We start from the raw sequence: 16,046 nt of genomic DNA, 5'->3' as shown, positions 1-16,046 counted from the left end.
GCTATCCTGGATAGTTTTATGGAAATACTAGGCGCGACGATGAAAGCTGGAATGGAATTCATATCCTAAGCGGACGTAGCATGGTTTCATGCAATACGGATGAAATGCCATGCGCTCTCACAACATCAGTTTCCGTCTTCATTCGCGCGATGAGCAGTACTCTGCCGAACGTGAACCGGTCGACAATCCGTCCCGCACGCCGAGGGTTGCGTTAGACGCGTTAATCATGCGCGTAGCTGCCGCGCGCTGGCTGCGTGAACACCATATTTGGGAAACGGTGCGCCTCGTCCGCGACATTCCCGATCTTGCAGTCTCCGATGACGCTGGCTGGCCGTCGCGACGTTTTCGCGAGCTCGTCGCGGCCAGCGCGCTTGTCGATGCGGTGATCCACCTCACCAACGCGACCACGGCCAAGCTCTGTCTGCGCAGTGTCAGCCACGAACAGGGGCTCTGGACGTGTTCCCTGCGCTATGCACCGTCGATCGGCGGCAGGGTGACGTTCAAGGCGCGACACCCCGATCTCGCGGGAGCGATCCTCGTCGCCTTCCTGCGCTCCTGCCGCATTCAGGCGGCACCCGTCCCGAGCGACATCCGCCCTAATCTTCCGATGTGAAGGAATTCCCATGTCCGTTTCCTATCTTCGCCTCGAAGGGGCGATCTCCGCCCTGATCACCCCGTTCAAGGATGGAAAAGTCGATACTGTCGGCCTTATGTCGCTCATTAAATGGCAGATGCGCCACGGCGTCTCCGGCATCGTCGCCTGCGGCACAACCGGAGAGGCGGCGACGCTTTCTCGCGCCGAACGGGCAATGGTGATCGCGCGTTGCGTCGAGGTCGCGGAGAAGAAGATCCCGGTCATTGCCGGGACCGGCACCAATTGCACCGAGACGGCGATAGAGCTCACGGCCGAGGCGAGGGCGCTTGGCGCCGATGCGGCGCTGGTCGTGACGCCCTATTACAGCAAACCGTCGCAGGAGGGGCTCTATCGCCATTACCAGGCAATCACCCAGACCGTCGATCTGCCGCTGATCGTCTACAACGTGCCGGCGCGGACTGGCGTCGATCTTTCGCCGCGAACGCTCGAGCGTCTCGTCGAACTGCCGAACATCGCGGGTATCAAGGACGCGACGGGCGATATCGGTCGCTATCTGTCGACCTCTCCCGCCGTCAAGGCACGGCTCTTTCAGCTTTCCGGTGATGACGCGACGGCCTTGCCCTTCAATCTCTGCGGCGGCCACGGCACGATCTCGGTGGCGGCGAATGTCGTACCCCGATTGGTGGTGTCGATGCATCAGGCGATCGCCACCGGCAACGGCCAAGCGGCGATAGCGATCCACCAGCGCCTTCAGCCGCTGTTTGCGGCGCTCGAACGCGAAACCAACCCGGGACCGATCAAATACGCTCTGCATCTGCTACGCGGGTTGAGCCCCGAAGTGCGGCTTCCGCTGACGCCTGTCTTGCCGGAAACGGCCGCCGAGATTCGCGTCGCGCTGGAAGCACTAACGGAACTCCGCAACGTGAGCCAGGTCGGCGGACTAGGGCGCGTGGCCGTTGCCGGTTGAGACCGGCGCCCCGACGATCCAGCACGTCTCCCCTTCAAATCGGGCGTTTCCCCACGAGCACAGGCCCCTCGAAGGCACTTGCGCTGGCAAGCGAAGGATCTCTCATGCCCCACTTTCCTGACTTCCCTGACAACAGCACCGATCGAGAGGATTCGATCGGAGCGTTCGAGAAGCGTCGCGACAGCACCCACCCGCGCACCGCCTTTCTGGGAATGGTCGTGCGGCTCGGGCTCGTGCTCGGCCTGGCTTATGTCATCCAGGCCAGCTTGCCGTGGCTCGCCGAATGAACCTCCCAAAAAGCTCCTCAAACAAGGAATCTGACCATGGGTAGCATGTACCAAATTAGGCAACAGTTCTCGGGCCAAGCCCGTTTCGTCGTCGGTCGCGACCGGCGTGGCCGGTGGGTCGTGTCCGACCGGCGCGAGCGGGTCGGAGGCGTGTTTACCAGCGAGGCCGCAGCGATCCATTTCGCTGTCGAGGAGTGCAACGGCCATGCCGAGGAGGTTTGCCGCGCACCCGAAGGAATCACCGTCGATCTTGCCATTTTCCGGCGCGGCCGCTGACGAGGCGACAATGTCGCATCGCTTGCCAAGGTAGTACAACAAGTCCATTGTCCTCAGACGGACACGTGGAACGCGCATGTCGTTGCGGCTTTGCTTCCGCTTGCTGTGCGGCCATTCGGGCACTTATGCCTGCCCGCCGCGAATTTCTGGCGACCATGGCTTTCCGGGGCTCGTCCGAGATGAACTGTCACGAATGCGGTTACGAAATACAAAGCGGTTTTGCATTTTGCCCGAAGTGCGGTGCGAAACAGCAGAACCTGTGCCCGGGTTGTGGCTATTCCTGTCCGCCGCACTTCGCCTTTTGCCCGCAATGCGGCACCCAGATCGACGCGTCGGCACCGTCGGAGCCTCGGTCCGCGCCAGCGCGGCGGCCAGATGTTTCCCGCACGGCGCCTCAGGTCGTGTCTCCGCCCCGTTCGAGCGCGGATAGTGGTGCCGACCGCCGAACGGTCACGATCGTCTTTGCCGATCTCTGCAGCTTCACCACCTTGGGCGAGCAGGTCGATCCGGAGATCTTGCAGGCGCTGCAGAACGAGCTCTTCGAGGCGTTGACGGAGGCCGTGGAAACCTTCGGCGGGTTCGTCGACAAGTTCATCGGCGACGCGTTGCTCGCCCTCTTCGGTGCACCGGTGGCGCATGAGGACGATCCGGAGCGGGCGCTTCGTGCCGCGCTGGAAATGGTGCATCGGGCAGCGCTGGTGGGCGAACGCTGGCGGGAACGCATCGGTCTGCCGCTGAACCTCCATATCGGCGTCAATACCGGCCCCGTCGTCACCGGCGCCTTCGGTGCGGGCGACAGCAAATCCTATTCGGTCACCGGAGATACGGTGAACACCGCACAGCGGCTGCAGTCGATGGCTGGGCCGGATGAAATACTGGTCGGGCCGGTGACACACCGCCTCACGCGGCACGCCTTTGCTTACGAGACGCTCGGGGCGGTCGCCTTGCGCGGCAAGACCGGCAGCGTGCAGGTTCATCGCATGACCGGCGCGCTCGAGGTGCCGCGCGCGGCACGAGGGCTCGACGCGCTCGGCCTGAGCGCGCCGATGATCGGGCGCGACAAGGAAATCGGGCGCTTGCGTGATTGTCTTGCGTTGGCCTGCAACGGCACGGCGCAATTGGTGCGCCTGACCGGTGAAGCCGGGATCGGCAAGACACGTCTTGTCAACGAGTTTCTCGCCGGCCTTGGCGAAGATGCCGAGTTTGCGCACGTCGCCGTGCGGCGGGCAGGGTGTTCTCCGCTCGGGGAAACCTCCTACGGAACCCTCGCCCGGGTCCTGCGCAGCGCCTACGGCATATCCTCGACGGACACGCCGGAGCAGACGCAGGAGGGCCTGTCCCTCGGTCTTGCCGAAATCGGCTTTCCGCCGGCCGAGATCGAGCAACTCATGCCGCTCTTCTTTCATATTCTCGGCATCGGCGATCGCGACGGGATGCTGCAGCATGTCGCACCCGAACAGGTTCGGCGACAGCTGTTCTCCGCCATCCGGACCATCCTGGAGCGGCGGCTCGACCAGGCGCCGCTTCTCCTCGTCATCGAGGACCTGCACTGGGCGGATGCGGCTTCGCTCGAGGCACTCCGTTTCGTGCTGGACAGGCTGGATCGCCGGCCGCTGATGCTCCTGACGACGCAGCGCCCGGATGCCGGTCTCGACAGGCTGACGCCCGGCCGCACCAGCATCACCGCCTTGCGGCTCGGTCCATTAACCGCGGCCGATGGTCAACAACTTCTGTCGGCGCTCTTCGGAGAAGGTCGCCTGCCTAACAAATTGTGTGAGCGGATCCTGCGTCGGGCCGGCGGCAACCCGCTGTTCGTCGAGGAGATCGTTCGCAGCCTGATCGATCTGGAAACGCTGAGGCGCGACGGTTCCCATTGGCGCGTGGCCGGCGGTGAAGCGACGGTCGACATCCCCGTCGGGATCGAAGCGATGCTGCTGGCGAGAATCGACCGGTTGCCGCAGGAGGTGCGCCGCCTGGTTCACTGTGCCGCCGTCATAGGGCCGAGCTTTGACGCGAGCCTGCTGAGAAGCATTGCCGTCGCGCCGGCGGATGTGGACCGGGGCCTGGAGCTGCTTTGCGACACGGAAATCATAGAGGAGGCCGGGAGCGAGCGATCGTCGCAATCCTACCGTTTCACGCAGTCGCTGCTCCACGAGGCCGTCTACAACAACCTGCTCGTGAAGCGGCGCACGGAAGTTCACGCGGCCATCGCCGAGGCGCTCGAGCGTCGCTACGGCGAAAATCCGCAGCGGTTCGAGGAACTGGCGCTGCTCGGCCACCATTTCAGCCAGTCGGCGGACCGGAGCAAGGGCGCACGCTACCTCATGGCGGCCGGCGATCGAGCGCGCCAGCTCTCAGCGAACGAGGATGCCATCCGCTACTACCGGCAAGCCATGGCGGCGCTTGCGGCCTTGAGCGAAGAAAGGCCGGAATGGTTCGTTGCCCGCGAGCGCGTCGCGGATCTCCTGGAGCCGACCGGCGAGCGCGCCGCTGCGGAGGAGCATTATCGCGCGCTCCTCGGCTATGAGCGGGTCTCGACCGATCCGGTTGTCTCCGCACGGATCCTTCGCAAGCTCGGCCATCTCCTCTGGGAGGCCGGCAATCGCGAGCAGGCGCAAGCGAATTTCAGCGATGCGGCCGTCCTCCTCGCAAGTGCGGATGCGCCGGTGGAGAGCGCTTCCCTTCTGCAGGAGCGTGGACATCTCGCTTTTCGGATGGGCGACTATCTTGCCGCTTCGCAATGGGCGGACGACGCGTTGAGCCGTGTCAGGGACCTGGCACGCGACGCAAGTGACGAGACGCGGCGCGAGGCCGCCCTGGTTACCGCCGAGGCGTTGAACACCAAGGGTGTGGCGCTGGCACGCCGTGGCCGCAGGCGCGAGGCGATCGCTGCGGTCGAGGAGAGCGTTAGCGTTGCCGAGGCGGCCACCCTGATGCAGGCGGCCTGCCGCGGATACACGAATCTCGGCGTGCTCTACACGATCGTCGATCCGAAACTGGCGATCGACGTCTGCCAACGCGGCCTGGACATGGCGCGGCGCATCGGCGATCTCGGTTTTCAGGCGCGGCTGCTCGCCAACCTGGCCGTAGCCTACTGTACCTTCACCGACCGCTGCGCGGCCGAGGGCGTGCCCGCCGCGCAGAAAGCGATCGAAATCGACCGCGCTCTCGACCAGCGCGATCACCTGCCGGTGTCCCTGCTTGTGCTGGGGCAGATTTACCAGTGCCACGATCGCCCGCACGAGGCGCGCCGGCTTTATGGCGAAGCGCTCGACGTCGCCGCCGAAACGAGCGAAGCGCAGGTGCTGTTTCCGTGCTATGATGGTCTTGGAGCGCTCTGCCTTGATGCGGGAGATCTGGAGGCGGCCGAGCGCTATTTTACACTGGCTCGAGACATCTGCGCGCGTCACGATCTTGATCCCGAAGCATTGATGATACTGCCGTTTCTCGACTAGATCGTTCAATTGTTTCATTGAAAACAGTGAAATGATCTAACTCTTTGAAATGATGCAATTCTAAGGATCGCACTTCGATTGCTGGCGCTGAACTGTTAGCGGGAGGAGAGCATCATGGCTGAATATCATACCACCGGACCATTGCAGCCGGGCGATCGTGCGCCGAATGTCGTGCTCGACGCGATCACGCGGGAAGGCAAGATCGCTATTGATGATTTTCGCGGTCACAAGCCGGTCTTGGTTGGCCTGTTTCGGGGCCTGCATTGTCCGTTTTGCCGCCGGCACATCGCCGCCATGGCGCAGCTCAAGGGCGCGTTGAACGAAAAAGGCGTCGAAAGCCTGACGGTTGTGAATACACCGATCGAACGGGCGCGGCTCTACTTCCGCTACCATCCCCTGCCGAACCTTCTCGCGGCGGCCGATCCGGAGCGGATTTCGCACCGCGCCTTCGGTCTGCCCAACCTCGAATTCACCGAAAACGAGGATGATTGGCCGCACAAGATCGGTATGCAGACCGCAATGCAAATGCGCATCGACCTGCCCGAAGAATTGCCGCAGCCAATGGACCCGTTCGCCGCATCCGAATATCTCGACAAGAGGGATGACTACGAGATGACGGACGAGGACAACCGGATGGTCGCCACGGGCATGGGCCAGCTGGTCGGGCAGTTCCTGCTCGACCGCGACGGCGTGGTGCGCTGGTGCTTCACGGAGGTGACGCCTGACGGCCGCAACATGTTCCGTGCTCCGGCGCCCGACGAGGTGATGTCGGCGGCATCGCAGGTGGCGCACTGACGGACCCCTTGCTTCGATCAAAGAATCCGCCGTTTCGCTGAAAGGGCGGATCAGGGACGGAAGAGCGCCTCTCTGGAATTCGCGTAGTTTTCAAGCGTTCTTTGCGCGTCTCATTGGACGCGCGGCGCTGCAGGTGCGGCTTTCATCAGCCACATATAGGCGGCGGCCGTCCACGAAAAACCCAGGCCGCCGCAGCCCTCTCCGGTTACCGGGTCGAAATATTCGGCGAAACCTTCCGTCTCGATTGCCGTAATCGTCGACTTCCTGAGCTCTTCCGCCGCATCCGGATGGCCGTTGCGCTTCAGCCCGTCGATCAGCAGCCAGTTGATGATCGCCCAGGCCGGGCCGCGCCAGTAGCGCTTCGGCTCCCAGCCTGCGATGCCCGGTTTTGTGGTCGGGAAGGCAACCTTGAGGCCCTTCGACCATGCCTTCATCTCGGTCACCAGCGCGCCGGCAATCCCGGGATCAAGATCAAGCGAAAGGAGGGGGATGAAGCCCGCCTGTGTTGCGGCTTCCACATCGTCGCCGGAGATCAGGTCGCGGGAAACGAAGCGCGACAGCTTCGGTCGCCACTGGGCGAGGATGGCCTTGCGGGTGCGTTTATTGAAGCCGGCGATCTCGGCCGCGTCTTCCGTCCTGCCGAACAAGTCGGCGAGATGGGCAAGGTCTTCGCCGGCTTTCAAGAGGATCGCGGTCGTCTGGATTTCGGCGATCTTGAACGGCGCCTCCTCCCATTGTTTTGCTGGATCCCAGCCGCAGGCGGCATAGGCGTCGACCAGATGGATGAAACGCCTGTAGTCCTCATCGCGCGGTCGCATTTCGGCATTCACATGGCCGGTATCCTTGCGAACCACGGGCGTATCGGTGGTGGAGGGTACGCGGGCGAGCGCGATGTCCCAGGCCGGCGAGTTGTCGCTTCCGCTTTCCCAGGGATGAAGCAGCGCCACGAGGCCGGTGCCTTCCGGATCCCGGGCCCTGTACCACCAACGGTGCCATTTCAACGCCGCCTCGTAGAGCGGCAGGGTGCGGGCTTCAGCTTGCTTGCCTGCAGCCTCGTAGAGCTTGCGCAGCGCAATTGCGAACACCGGCGGCTGGGTGATGCCAGAGGTCTGGACGGTATGTTTCGTGCGCCAGACGTTCGGGCCGGGAAAGTAGGTATCGCTCGGCTGGTGGAAGACGATGTGCGGGATCATGCCGTCCGCCCATTGGCCCTCCACCAGGCGCTCCAGCTCGCGGTAGGCGCGGTCGGTGTCGTAGAGCGCGAAGCCCATGGCGACGAAGGCGGAATCCCAGTTCCACTGGAAGGGATAGAGCCGGTCGGTCGGCACGGTATAGCCGCCGCGATCGTTGGCGACGAGAATCCGCTTGGCCTGGTCGATATGCATGTTCATGCCGGGTACTCCAAAATTATCAGGCCGTTGCGGCCGGAAAGGACTTGCCGCTTTCGGGCGAAAGCCAGGTGATGCGCTTCGGGTCGAGCTTGAGGCCGATGACGTCGCCGCTTCTGACCGTCTCGGAAGACGGCAGGATGACGCGGACCGGCTGGTCGTGGATCGAGCCGGTCAGCAGCAAATGCGACCCCATCGGCTCGGCGACACGGACCTTCATCTCCAGCCCCGCGGGCAGAGGCGCCAGTTGGACGGCCTCGCCGCGCAGGCCGAGGATCACTTCATTGCCGGTTTCCTTGGGCGCCGTAAGCGGCTCGCTGCCGGCGGCCACCTGACCGTTGGTAACTGGAACCTTGATGAAGTTCATCGGCGGGTTGCCGATGAAGCCGCCAACGAAGCGCGTCGCGGGGTAGTTGTAGACGTCGACCGGCGTGCCGACCTGCTCGACCACGCCGTTGTGCATGACGGCGATGCGGTCGGAGAGCCCCATCGCCTCCGTCTGATCATGAGTGACGTAGATCGTCGTGGTGCCGGCCGATTGCAGAACTGTCTTGAGCTCGGTGCGCATTTCGAGGCGCAGCAGCGCGTCGAGATTGGAAAGCGGCTCGTCCATCAGCAGAACCTTTGGCTCGACCGCCAACGCACGGGCAACCGCGACGCGCTGGCGCTGGCCGCCGGAGAGCTTGTTCGGATAGCGATCGAGATACTGCTCGATGTGGAGCAGGCCCGCCGCCTTCTCGACCTGCGCCTTCACCCGCGCACCATCGGTCTTCTGCATGCGCAGGCCGAAGGCGACGTTCTCGTAGACTGTCATATGCGGAAAGACGGCGTAGTTTTGGAAGACCATCGCCAGACCACGCTCCTTGGGCGGCAGACCGATCACCGACTTGCCGCCGATCAGAACATCGCCGGAGGTGGAGGTTTCCAATCCGGCAATGATGCGCAGAAGCGTGGTCTTGCCGCAGCCGGAAGGACCGAGCAGCGAAACGAATTCGCCGTCGTTGATCGTCAGCGAGACCTCCTTCAGCGCCTCGAAGGTCCCGAAACTCTTGCGGATGCGGTCAATGACAATGTTGGCCATGGATATGGTCCCGTTACTTGGAGGAAATGCCCCAGATCGCGAAGAGGTAGCGCCTCACCGCGAAAATGAAGACGACCGAGGGAAGGATGAGCATCAGGCCGCCGGCGAAGCGGTAGTGCATCGGGCTTTCGGACAGGACCGTCAGCAAATAGGCCGTCAGCGTGCGGTTGCGGACCGTCAGCACCGAGGCCGCGAACACCTCGTTCCAGGAAATGACGAAGGCGAAGACCGCCGTTGCGACGATGCCGGGCAGCGCCAGCGGCGCAACGATCTTGAAGAAGGCCTGAACGCGGGTGCAACCGAACACCCAGGCAGCCTCTTCCAACTCCCTGGGCACCCCGAGGAAGATGCCTTGCGTGACGAGCGCGGCAAACGGCAGGGCAAGCACCGTATGGATCAGACCGACGCCGACGATCGTATCGTAGAGGCCGAGCTTGATGAAGGAAACGGTGAGGGGCAGCGCCAGGATCGCCAGCGGGAAAGCGCGGGTGAGCAGCACCAGCAGCCGGTAGCTGTCCTTGCCATGGAAATTGTAACGGGCGAGCGCGTAACCCGCCGGTGCGCCAAGCAGGATGGAAAGCGCCACGGTGATCCCGGCCGCCCCCAGCGAATTCAGGAAGGACTGCAGCACGCCCTCCGTCTTCAGGAACAGGATGAAGGGGTCGAGCGAGATGCCAGTCGGCAGACCGGTCTTCGGCCATTGGTAAACCCCTTGACGGCCGCCGAGCGCACCGAGGGCCACGAGGTAAATCGGCGCCAGGACCCAGGCGCAGAGCGCTGCGATACCACTCCAGAGGAGCCAGCGGCGGGAGGATACGAAGCCTGCCGGGGTTGCTGTACTCGTTGCTTGCGCAGTCATGGCAGGCGCTCCGCGTCGACCTTGATGGCTTTCAGATAGATAAGCGTGGCAGCGAGCGAGATGATCATGATCAGCACGGCATAGGCCGCCGCGACGCCGTAATTCTGGTTCTGGTTCTGCCATGTGTAGGCTTCGCCGACGAGGACCGGGAAATTGCGCCCGCCGAGCGCATAGACGACCGCGAAGACCTCGAAGGCGAGCACCGTGCGCAGGATGAGCGCCGATTGCAGTGCCGGCCGGATGAGCGGCAGTGTAATGCGCCAGAAGCGCGTCCACGGTCCGGCGCCGAAGATTTCGGCCGCCTCCCTGAACTCCTTCGGCACCTGGTTGAGGCCGGCGACGATGATCACCATGACGATCGCCGTGCCGCGCCAGATCTCGGCGACCGCGATGACAAAGAAGAGGGCCACGGGCGTCTGGTATGAGAGCCAGCTTGCCTGCCGTTCGATGATGCCGAGCCCGAGGAGCATCGAGTTGAAATAGCCGCTGTTCTGCAGGATCGACAGCCAGACGAGACCGGCGGCGAGATCCGAGATGCCGAGCGGGATCGTCCAGACCCAGAGAATGGTCTCGCGACCGCGGCCAACCTTGGCGACCATGGTGCCCATGGCAAGCGCGATGGCGAGCTGAACCGGCACAACCGCGATGGTCAGCAGGAACGTATTCTTGATCGAGCGGGTGAAGTTGATGTCGGCGATCATGCGCTGGGCATTCGCTGGCGACGGCACGCCGTTGTCCGAGAACGCCAGCCAGATTGTCTGCAGCAGCGGTACGATAAAGAGCAGCGCCAGGAAGGCAACGGACGGCAGGATCAGGAGATAGGGAATCCAGGGTCGATTGTTGGTCATCGGCTCCCGCCTCGGACGTTTTCAATGGGGATGCCCGGACAATCCGCCCGGGCATCCTCGGGAGGATTTATTCGACCGGGCACGGGCCGTCGCTCTTGGCGTCCGGTGCCCAGCAGGCTGCCTTGGTGTCGGTCATCAGTTTGGCCAAGGTCTGGCCCTGCGCCTTGAGCACATCGGCGACCGGCTCGTTCTGCAGCACGATGCGCTGGAAACTGTCCATGTAGACCTTGTTGAATTCGCCGCCCTTGTCGCCGAGGCCGACCGGCAGGAGCGAAATCAGCGCATCCTTGGAAGCCTGCGTGGTGGTCACAGCGCCGGCGAGCAGCGCGACACCCGGATCCAGGTCTTCAGGCAGTTTTACGTTGAGCGTCGGGAAGAAGCCGACCCGCGATGCGGTGAGGAGCTGGACGTCCGCTGACGCAAGATGCTCGATGATCTTCGTTGCGCCGTCCTTGTCCGGTGCGCCCTTCGGGATCGCGAGGCCGGCGATGACCGGCATGTAACCGCGGCCCTTCGGGCCGGCCGGGGCGGGGAACACGACGTAGTCATCCGGAGCTGCGGAGATGGCATTCTTCAGACGCGCGATGTGATCCCAGGCGACCATGACCTCGCCGGCGGCCAAAGGCTCCTGCATGAAGTCGTAGTTGGTCGAATTCGGGTTCACGTAGGCCCAGAGCGCCCTGAGCTTCTCCCAGCCGGCGGCCGCGTCGGCGCCTTGGAAGGTGCGCACCACGCCGCCTGTAAAGGACGGATAGAAATAGCCCTGGAAGTAACGGGCCATCAGGCCTTTCGGACCGGCCGGGAAGCCGATCTGCGGCTGACCGGTCGCTTCCTGCATCTTCTTGCCCCACTCGATGAGCTGGTCATAGGTGAGGGCATTCACGTCGGCACCGGCTGGCAGATATTGCAGGGCTTCCTTCTTGGCGGCCATGACATAGGTCGCTTGCATCCACGGGATGTATTGCTGGCTCGATTTACCGAGCTTGCCGAGATCGAGCAGCGATTGCGGCATGCCGCCGGCCGCGAGCTTCGTGGCAAGCTCGTCGAGCGGCTCGAGGGTATCCCTGTCGGCAAGCGGGGAAAGCTCACCATGCAGCGCACCGACGAGGCTCACCGTACGGGTGCCTGCCTGCCGCTCCGCCTCCATGCGCACCGCGAACTGCGGCGGCTCCTCAACGACGTAGTCGACGTCGCCGACATCCTGCAGCAGTTCCTCGCGAACGATGGTCGCCTCTTCGATAGGACGAAGCTGAGTGGACACAAAAACCGTCTGGGCGAGCACCGGCGAGGCAAAAGCCAGCATGGTGGACGCCACAATTCCGAATGACATCAGGCGTTTCATCTTCTCCTCCTTCGTTATTCTTGTGCGTGATCGAATGCGGTCATGCCGCCGCGCGCGGGAGGCGGTGGCTATCGCGGTCGACGAATTCGATCGCGTGAAGCTCCTGGAGTTGCGCTGCCGGTTCGCCGGCGATGGCGCGAAGCAGCAGCGAGGCAAAGCTCGCGCCGAGGTTCTCGCCGGTCATGCGCATGGTCGAAAGCGATGGGCTCGTAAAGGCGCCGATCGGCAGGTCGTCGTGGCCAACGATGCTGATGTGTTCGCCGCCGTCGATCTCGCGCAATGCCCTGAGCGCGCCGATTGCCATTTCGTCGGTGGCGCAGACGAGCGCAGTCGGCCTCGAAGGACGGCGGAGCAGCTCAAGGGCTGCGAGATAGCCGCCCTGTTCGGTTGGCGCGCCCTCGGCGCAGAGGTCGGACCCGAGTCCGGCATCGTCCATGGCCGCCTGCCAGCCCATGCGGCGCACATGCGCGAAGTAATATTCCTGCGGGCCGGCAATATGGCCGATGCGGCGGTGGCCGGTGGCCTGGAAGCGCTGGGTCGCGGCGAGGAACCCGGCAAAGCCGTCGCCGTCGATATAGGGATGCGGCTCGAGGCTTTCGGTGCGTCCGTTGGTGACGAAGGGAATGCCACGCGACTGCAGGAATTCGACACGCTCGTCGCGCCGCTTGGTGCGCACCAGGAGCATGGCGTCAACACGGCGTCCATCGACAAAGCGGCGGCAGATTTCCACTTCGCTCTCGCCGCGCGGAACGGGCGCGATGACGAGGTTCAGACCTGCGCTTGCCAGGTGTTCGGCGCAGCCGGAAAGCATGTCGAGAAAGTGCGGCGGGCCGATGTGGCCAGGATCGGCCGGCAGCGTGACCGCGACCAGTTCGGCGCGCTGCTTGCGGAGCCTGCGGGCGGACGCATTCGGCCGGTACCCTGTCTTCTCTGCAGCCTCGCGGACCCGCTCGCGGGTGGCCGCGGAGACGTCGGCATAGCCGTCGAGCGCACGGGAAACCGTCGTGATCGACAGTCCAAGCGATTGCGCGAGCTGTTTCAGATTGGCCAATGCTCTCACTCCCTGTCAGAGACAATTCTCCAAAACGTTTTGGTAGTCAAGCCAAAACGTTTTGGAATGGCGGATCGCTAATTGGCTGCGGGCATCACGAATAATCAGTGGCTTGGATGCAGCGGGCTAATTGTTTCGAGGCTGGCGGAGGAGATGGCAGTCGCTACTATGCGCCGTGCGTCTTTTCAAACGCACAAAGGTCTCTGTAGCACTTTGAATCGCTGCATGTCTTCATCCTCAAATTGAATACGATTTAAGGAAACATGCAGTAACAAAAGTGTTAGTCGCCGCTGGAAGGTGAGCAAAACGGAGATCCGCTCGTCCGCGGCGTTTTCGCGGATCCGTGCGTAGATACCAAAAAAGAAAGCCTGGCGCCGATGCATCAGCGACAGGCTATATCGGGACGCGATACCCGGCGATGCGCTTGGGAGGGGCCGCATCGCATAACTGTCATATAATTCACATTTGCTCAAAAATAAAGCAAAATCATAAATGCCCAATCTGTTGGCAAAAAGAGCGGTCGGCTGCCTTCTAAAGTATGGCTCGCTGCAAGGGTATTCAGTCGCACTCTGAGGAACAAAAAAGGCGGGGGCAAACCCCAGCCACGCAAAATGAGGACTACTATGGGCTTGCTTTTGATCCACGCGCGGCCAGACGGGTCGGCGCGCCGTGTGATGGGTCCGGCGCAGGACTACCGTCTTAAGTGAGACTAACGGAGGAGCCGATGGCAGAAGCGAACGCAGCTGAAGCTCGAGCGGACCGGGCACTCGAGGTGTTCGGCGAGACTGTGATCATCCGTGACGACGCGGCCGGCGCGCTTCTTGACGCGGCCGTGATCGAGGAGATCGTGCCGCCTTCCGTGGGCGCACCACTGCACCGCCACGGCAGGGAGGATGAGATCTCCTATGTTATCGAAGGGACGTTTCGGATCTGGCGTGGCGATGAGGTGCTCGACGTCGGTCCGGGCGGCATCGCATTGCTACCCCGCCATCAGGTCCACTCCTTCAAGAACATTGGGACGGCCCCCGGCCGCCTCCTGACCGTCATCCTGCCCGCAGGCTTTGAACGCTTCTTCGAGGTGGTTGCCGAGCGCGGTCTCGGAGAAGAGGACCTGGACGAGATTGCTACCGTCGCGGCGAGCGAGTTTGGACTCGAGATCCTGGGTCCGCCGCCGGCCTGAGCTGCGGAGGTCGTCGCCCTGCTTGATTGCTGCACTCGCCTACTGCATGTTTCCTTAAATCGTAGCCGATTTAAGGACAAAAACATGCAGCACTTCAAAGTGCTACAGTCCTTTGTGCGTCTGATGAGACGCGCGCCGCTGTAGTCTCTGGCCGCGCGGCTCGGAGGTGCTATTCATGCGGGGCTTCGCAGCGAAGGTTGATGCGGGGGCGGGGATGATGCGCCGCCTATCCTATGTCACGACTCGATCTCTCTAAGCCGCTCATGAAGCTCGTGCGAGGAGCGAGTCCCGGATTGGTAAAGGTAAAAGATCCGCCTTGCGAGGTTCTTCGCGCGGTTGCTTCGCCGTGGCCACCCCCTGCGCATGAGTTCGTCGTCAAAGACTCTCCGCAGCTGCACCAGTTGGGCGGGATACATGGGGGATCGCGCATTTGGAAATTTAAGGTAAAGCATCGTGCTCTCCTCACTGGGGCGAAAGCGCGACGATCTTCCGGCCATCGGCGCCCGTATCATTGGCCGATGATGAATCTAGTTTACGCCTATCTGCCGGAAGCGCGAGTCATTAGATGTGGCCTGCTATTGCAGGATTCCTTAAATCGGAATCGATTTAAGGACAAAATCATGCAGAAATTCAAAATTCTACAGCGACCTTTGCGCGTCTGGTTAGACGCGCAGCGCTGTAAGGACGGAGGAGAGGCTCGCTAACAAAAAAGGCCGGGGCATACCCGACCTTCCTGCAGCCATTGCCAGTACATCCGTGGTCAATGGCGAGATGCGACCCGTATAACCAGCGATCGGACGAGAGCGTGACATGCATCGTCAGTCGTCCCGATTCTCTTCCCGTCCCTGCCAGTGCAGGCGTTGCAACGTCCTCTGAAGTAAAGACCGACAAGATCGTGGCAAGAAGGGTGCGCAGGTCGATTTGCACGATTGCGTCTGTTCTACTGCATGATTCCTTAAATCGGAATCGATTTAAGGACAAAATCATGCAGCAATTCAAAGTGTTACAGCGACCTTTGCGCGTCCGATTGGACGCGCGGCGCTGTAAGAGCGGCGCGCAAAAAGCCCTTCCACATCTGCCTGGCGGAAAGCGGCTCGGCTCATTGCCATTCCCCGTGTATGAGGTTCAATGAACCTAAGGGGCGCTACGCAAAATGGCCTCCCGATTTCTCGAAAGGCCTTTTAAATCAGAAACTTGGATGGTGGGCGTGACAAGGATCGAACTTGTGACCCCTACGATGTCAACGTAGTGCTCTCCCGCTGAGCTACACGCCCATCCGATGCGGCGCATAGACCACAAAACCCTCGTCCGCGTCAATAGGCTTTTCGAAGGTTTTTTGACAGAATTTTCGGTGACGTTCGGGGGGCGCATTTCTCAGCGAAACACCTTCGCCCGATGCCTCGGTCGCGCGGGCTCCGCCGATAAGTTGTTGAAATGACAAAGGCTGCCGCCGATCCGTGTTGATCGGCGGCAGCCTCGAAAGGGTGCACACCCGCACAGGAGTTGGCGGGGCTGGCATTAAAATTTCAAGAGGCCTGCTGGCGAGGTGCCGTCAGGCTGCCAGCATCTTGTTGACCTCGTTGACGAGGTCGCGCAGGTGGAAGGGCTTGGAAAGGACCTTGGCATCCTTCGGCGCCTTCGAATCGGGGTTCAGCGCCACCGCGGCAAAGCCGGTGATGAACATCACCTTGAGGTCCGGGTCGAGTTCGGTCGCGCGGCGGGCGAGTTCGATGCCGTCCATCTCCGGCATGACGATATCGGTCAGCAGAAGCGAAAAGGGTTCTTCGCGAAGCCGGTCGTAGGCGCTGGCGCCATTGTCATAGGACAGGACCTTATAGCCAGCCTTTTCCAGCGCCTTCACGAGGAAGCGGCGCATATCGTTATCGTCTTCGGCAAGGAGGATTTTCGCAGTCATGAATTCG

General features: G+C 62.4%; 14 protein-coding genes and 1 tRNA gene. 7 read left to right on the top strand and 8 right to left on the bottom strand.

What is annotated here, in order from left to right:
- The first annotated feature begins 226 nt into the window (after positions 1 to 226).
- The 6 genes from RB548_RS15885 (at position 227) to RB548_RS15860 (ending at position 6,375) form a co-directional block, all read left to right on the top strand.
- Positions 227 to 613 (top strand): hypothetical protein, encoded by a 387-nt coding sequence (locus RB548_RS15885; protein ID WP_331372214.1) that lies wholly within the window; start codon positions 227 to 229, stop codon positions 611 to 613.
- A gap of 10 nt (positions 614 to 623) precedes the next feature.
- Positions 624 to 1,562: a 4-hydroxy-tetrahydrodipicolinate synthase gene (gene dapA / locus RB548_RS15880; protein ID WP_331372213.1), complete on the top strand. Its 939-nt coding sequence runs from the start codon at positions 624 to 626 to the stop codon at positions 1,560 to 1,562.
- A 104-nt stretch (positions 1,563 to 1,666) separates the two neighbouring features.
- Positions 1,667 to 1,849, top strand: a complete 183-nt coding sequence (locus RB548_RS15875) for a hypothetical protein (protein WP_331372212.1) — start codon at positions 1,667 to 1,669, stop codon at positions 1,847 to 1,849.
- A 36-nt stretch (positions 1,850 to 1,885) separates the two neighbouring features.
- Entirely contained in the window at positions 1,886 to 2,125 is a 240-nt protein-coding gene (locus RB548_RS15870) for a hypothetical protein (RefSeq protein ID WP_331372211.1), read from the top strand.
- 179 nt (positions 2,126 to 2,304) lie between these two features.
- The gene (locus RB548_RS15865; protein ID WP_331372210.1) at positions 2,305 to 5,580 is read left to right on the top strand and encodes an adenylate/guanylate cyclase domain-containing protein; all 3,276 of its coding nucleotides are present in this window, start codon (positions 2,305 to 2,307) and stop codon (positions 5,578 to 5,580) included.
- Between the two features lie 114 nt (positions 5,581 to 5,694).
- A complete protein-coding gene (locus RB548_RS15860) occupies positions 5,695 to 6,375 on the top strand; it encodes a peroxiredoxin-like family protein (RefSeq protein ID WP_331372209.1) in 681 nt (226 codons plus the stop codon).
- Between the two features lie 110 nt (positions 6,376 to 6,485).
- Here the strand turns inward: RB548_RS15860 and RB548_RS15855 are convergent, their stop codons facing one another.
- From RB548_RS15855 to RB548_RS15830, 6 genes are all read right to left on the bottom strand, one after another.
- Complete coding sequence (locus RB548_RS15855) at positions 6,486 to 7,766, bottom strand: MGH1-like glycoside hydrolase domain-containing protein (RefSeq protein ID WP_331372208.1); 1,281 nt, start codon at positions 7,764 to 7,766, stop codon at positions 6,486 to 6,488.
- Positions 7,767 to 7,785: 19 nt separating this feature from the next.
- A complete protein-coding gene (locus tag RB548_RS15850; protein WP_331372207.1) occupies positions 7,786 to 8,844 on the bottom strand; it encodes an ABC transporter ATP-binding protein in 1,059 nt (352 codons plus the stop codon).
- A 13-nt stretch (positions 8,845 to 8,857) separates the two neighbouring features.
- Positions 8,858 to 9,703, bottom strand: coding sequence for a carbohydrate ABC transporter permease (locus RB548_RS15845; protein WP_331372206.1), 846 nt, complete (start codon positions 9,701 to 9,703; stop codon positions 8,858 to 8,860).
- On the bottom strand, positions 9,700 to 10,551 hold the full coding sequence (locus RB548_RS15840) for a carbohydrate ABC transporter permease (RefSeq protein WP_331372205.1): 852 nt from the start codon (positions 10,549 to 10,551) through the stop codon (positions 9,700 to 9,702). Before RB548_RS15840 ends, RB548_RS15845 begins: the two co-directional genes overlap by 4 nt.
- Before the next feature lie 67 nt (positions 10,552 to 10,618).
- A complete protein-coding gene (locus RB548_RS15835) occupies positions 10,619 to 11,893 on the bottom strand; it encodes an ABC transporter substrate-binding protein (protein ID WP_331372204.1) in 1,275 nt (424 codons plus the stop codon).
- Positions 11,894 to 11,933: 40 nt separating this feature from the next.
- The gene (locus tag RB548_RS15830) at positions 11,934 to 12,944 is read right to left on the bottom strand and encodes a LacI family DNA-binding transcriptional regulator (RefSeq protein ID WP_331372203.1); all 1,011 of its coding nucleotides are present in this window, start codon (positions 12,942 to 12,944) and stop codon (positions 11,934 to 11,936) included.
- A 724-nt stretch (positions 12,945 to 13,668) separates the two neighbouring features.
- On the opposite strand from RB548_RS15830, the gene RB548_RS15825 reads away from it, so the two are divergent.
- Positions 13,669 to 14,124: a cupin domain-containing protein gene (locus RB548_RS15825; RefSeq protein WP_331372202.1), complete on the top strand. Its 456-nt coding sequence runs from the start codon at positions 13,669 to 13,671 to the stop codon at positions 14,122 to 14,124.
- Between the two features lie 1,199 nt (positions 14,125 to 15,323).
- Here the strand turns inward: RB548_RS15825 and RB548_RS15820 are convergent.
- Together RB548_RS15820 and cpdR1 are read right to left on the bottom strand one after the other, a co-directional pair.
- Positions 15,324 to 15,398, bottom strand: a tRNA-Val gene (locus RB548_RS15820).
- 278 nt (positions 15,399 to 15,676) lie between these two features.
- Positions 15,677 to 16,039 carry a response regulator CpdR1 gene (cpdR1, locus tag RB548_RS15815; protein WP_003531148.1) on the bottom strand — a complete coding sequence of 121 codons (363 nt, stop codon included), beginning with the start codon at positions 16,037 to 16,039 and terminating at the stop codon, positions 15,677 to 15,679.
- Positions 16,040 to 16,046: the final 7 nt, after the last annotated feature.

Source organism: Sinorhizobium chiapasense (assembly GCF_036488675.1).
In the GTDB taxonomy this organism is placed as follows: domain Bacteria; phylum Pseudomonadota; class Alphaproteobacteria; order Rhizobiales; family Rhizobiaceae; genus Sinorhizobium; species Sinorhizobium chiapasense.
The sequence above is the reverse complement of the archived record's forward strand: the minus strand, read 5'-3'. Positions and strand labels throughout refer to the sequence as shown.

Coding starts and splice junctions, on each gene's coding strand:
- RB548_RS15870 (WP_331372211.1), top strand. CDS start 1,886: ATGGGTAGCATGTACCAAATTAGGCAACAGTTCTCGGGCCAAGCCCGT.
- cpdR1 (WP_003531148.1), bottom strand. CDS start 16,039: ATGACTGCGAAAATCCTCCTTGCCGAAGACGATAACGATATGCGCCGC.
- RB548_RS15885 (WP_331372214.1), top strand. CDS start 227: ATGCGCGTAGCTGCCGCGCGCTGGCTGCGTGAACACCATATTTGGGAA.
- RB548_RS15865 (WP_331372210.1), top strand. CDS start 2,305: ATGAACTGTCACGAATGCGGTTACGAAATACAAAGCGGTTTTGCATTT.
- RB548_RS15855 (WP_331372208.1), bottom strand. CDS start 7,766: ATGAACATGCATATCGACCAGGCCAAGCGGATTCTCGTCGCCAACGAT.
- RB548_RS15875 (WP_331372212.1), top strand. CDS start 1,667: ATGCCCCACTTTCCTGACTTCCCTGACAACAGCACCGATCGAGAGGAT.
- RB548_RS15825 (WP_331372202.1), top strand. CDS start 13,669: ATGGCAGAAGCGAACGCAGCTGAAGCTCGAGCGGACCGGGCACTCGAG.
- RB548_RS15845 (WP_331372206.1), bottom strand. CDS start 9,703: ATGACTGCGCAAGCAACGAGTACAGCAACCCCGGCAGGCTTCGTATCC.
- RB548_RS15835 (WP_331372204.1), bottom strand. CDS start 11,893: ATGAAACGCCTGATGTCATTCGGAATTGTGGCGTCCACCATGCTGGCT.
- dapA (WP_331372213.1), top strand. CDS start 624: ATGTCCGTTTCCTATCTTCGCCTCGAAGGGGCGATCTCCGCCCTGATC.
- RB548_RS15840 (WP_331372205.1), bottom strand. CDS start 10,551: ATGACCAACAATCGACCCTGGATTCCCTATCTCCTGATCCTGCCGTCC.
- RB548_RS15860 (WP_331372209.1), top strand. CDS start 5,695: ATGGCTGAATATCATACCACCGGACCATTGCAGCCGGGCGATCGTGCG.
- RB548_RS15850 (WP_331372207.1), bottom strand. CDS start 8,844: ATGGCCAACATTGTCATTGACCGCATCCGCAAGAGTTTCGGGACCTTC.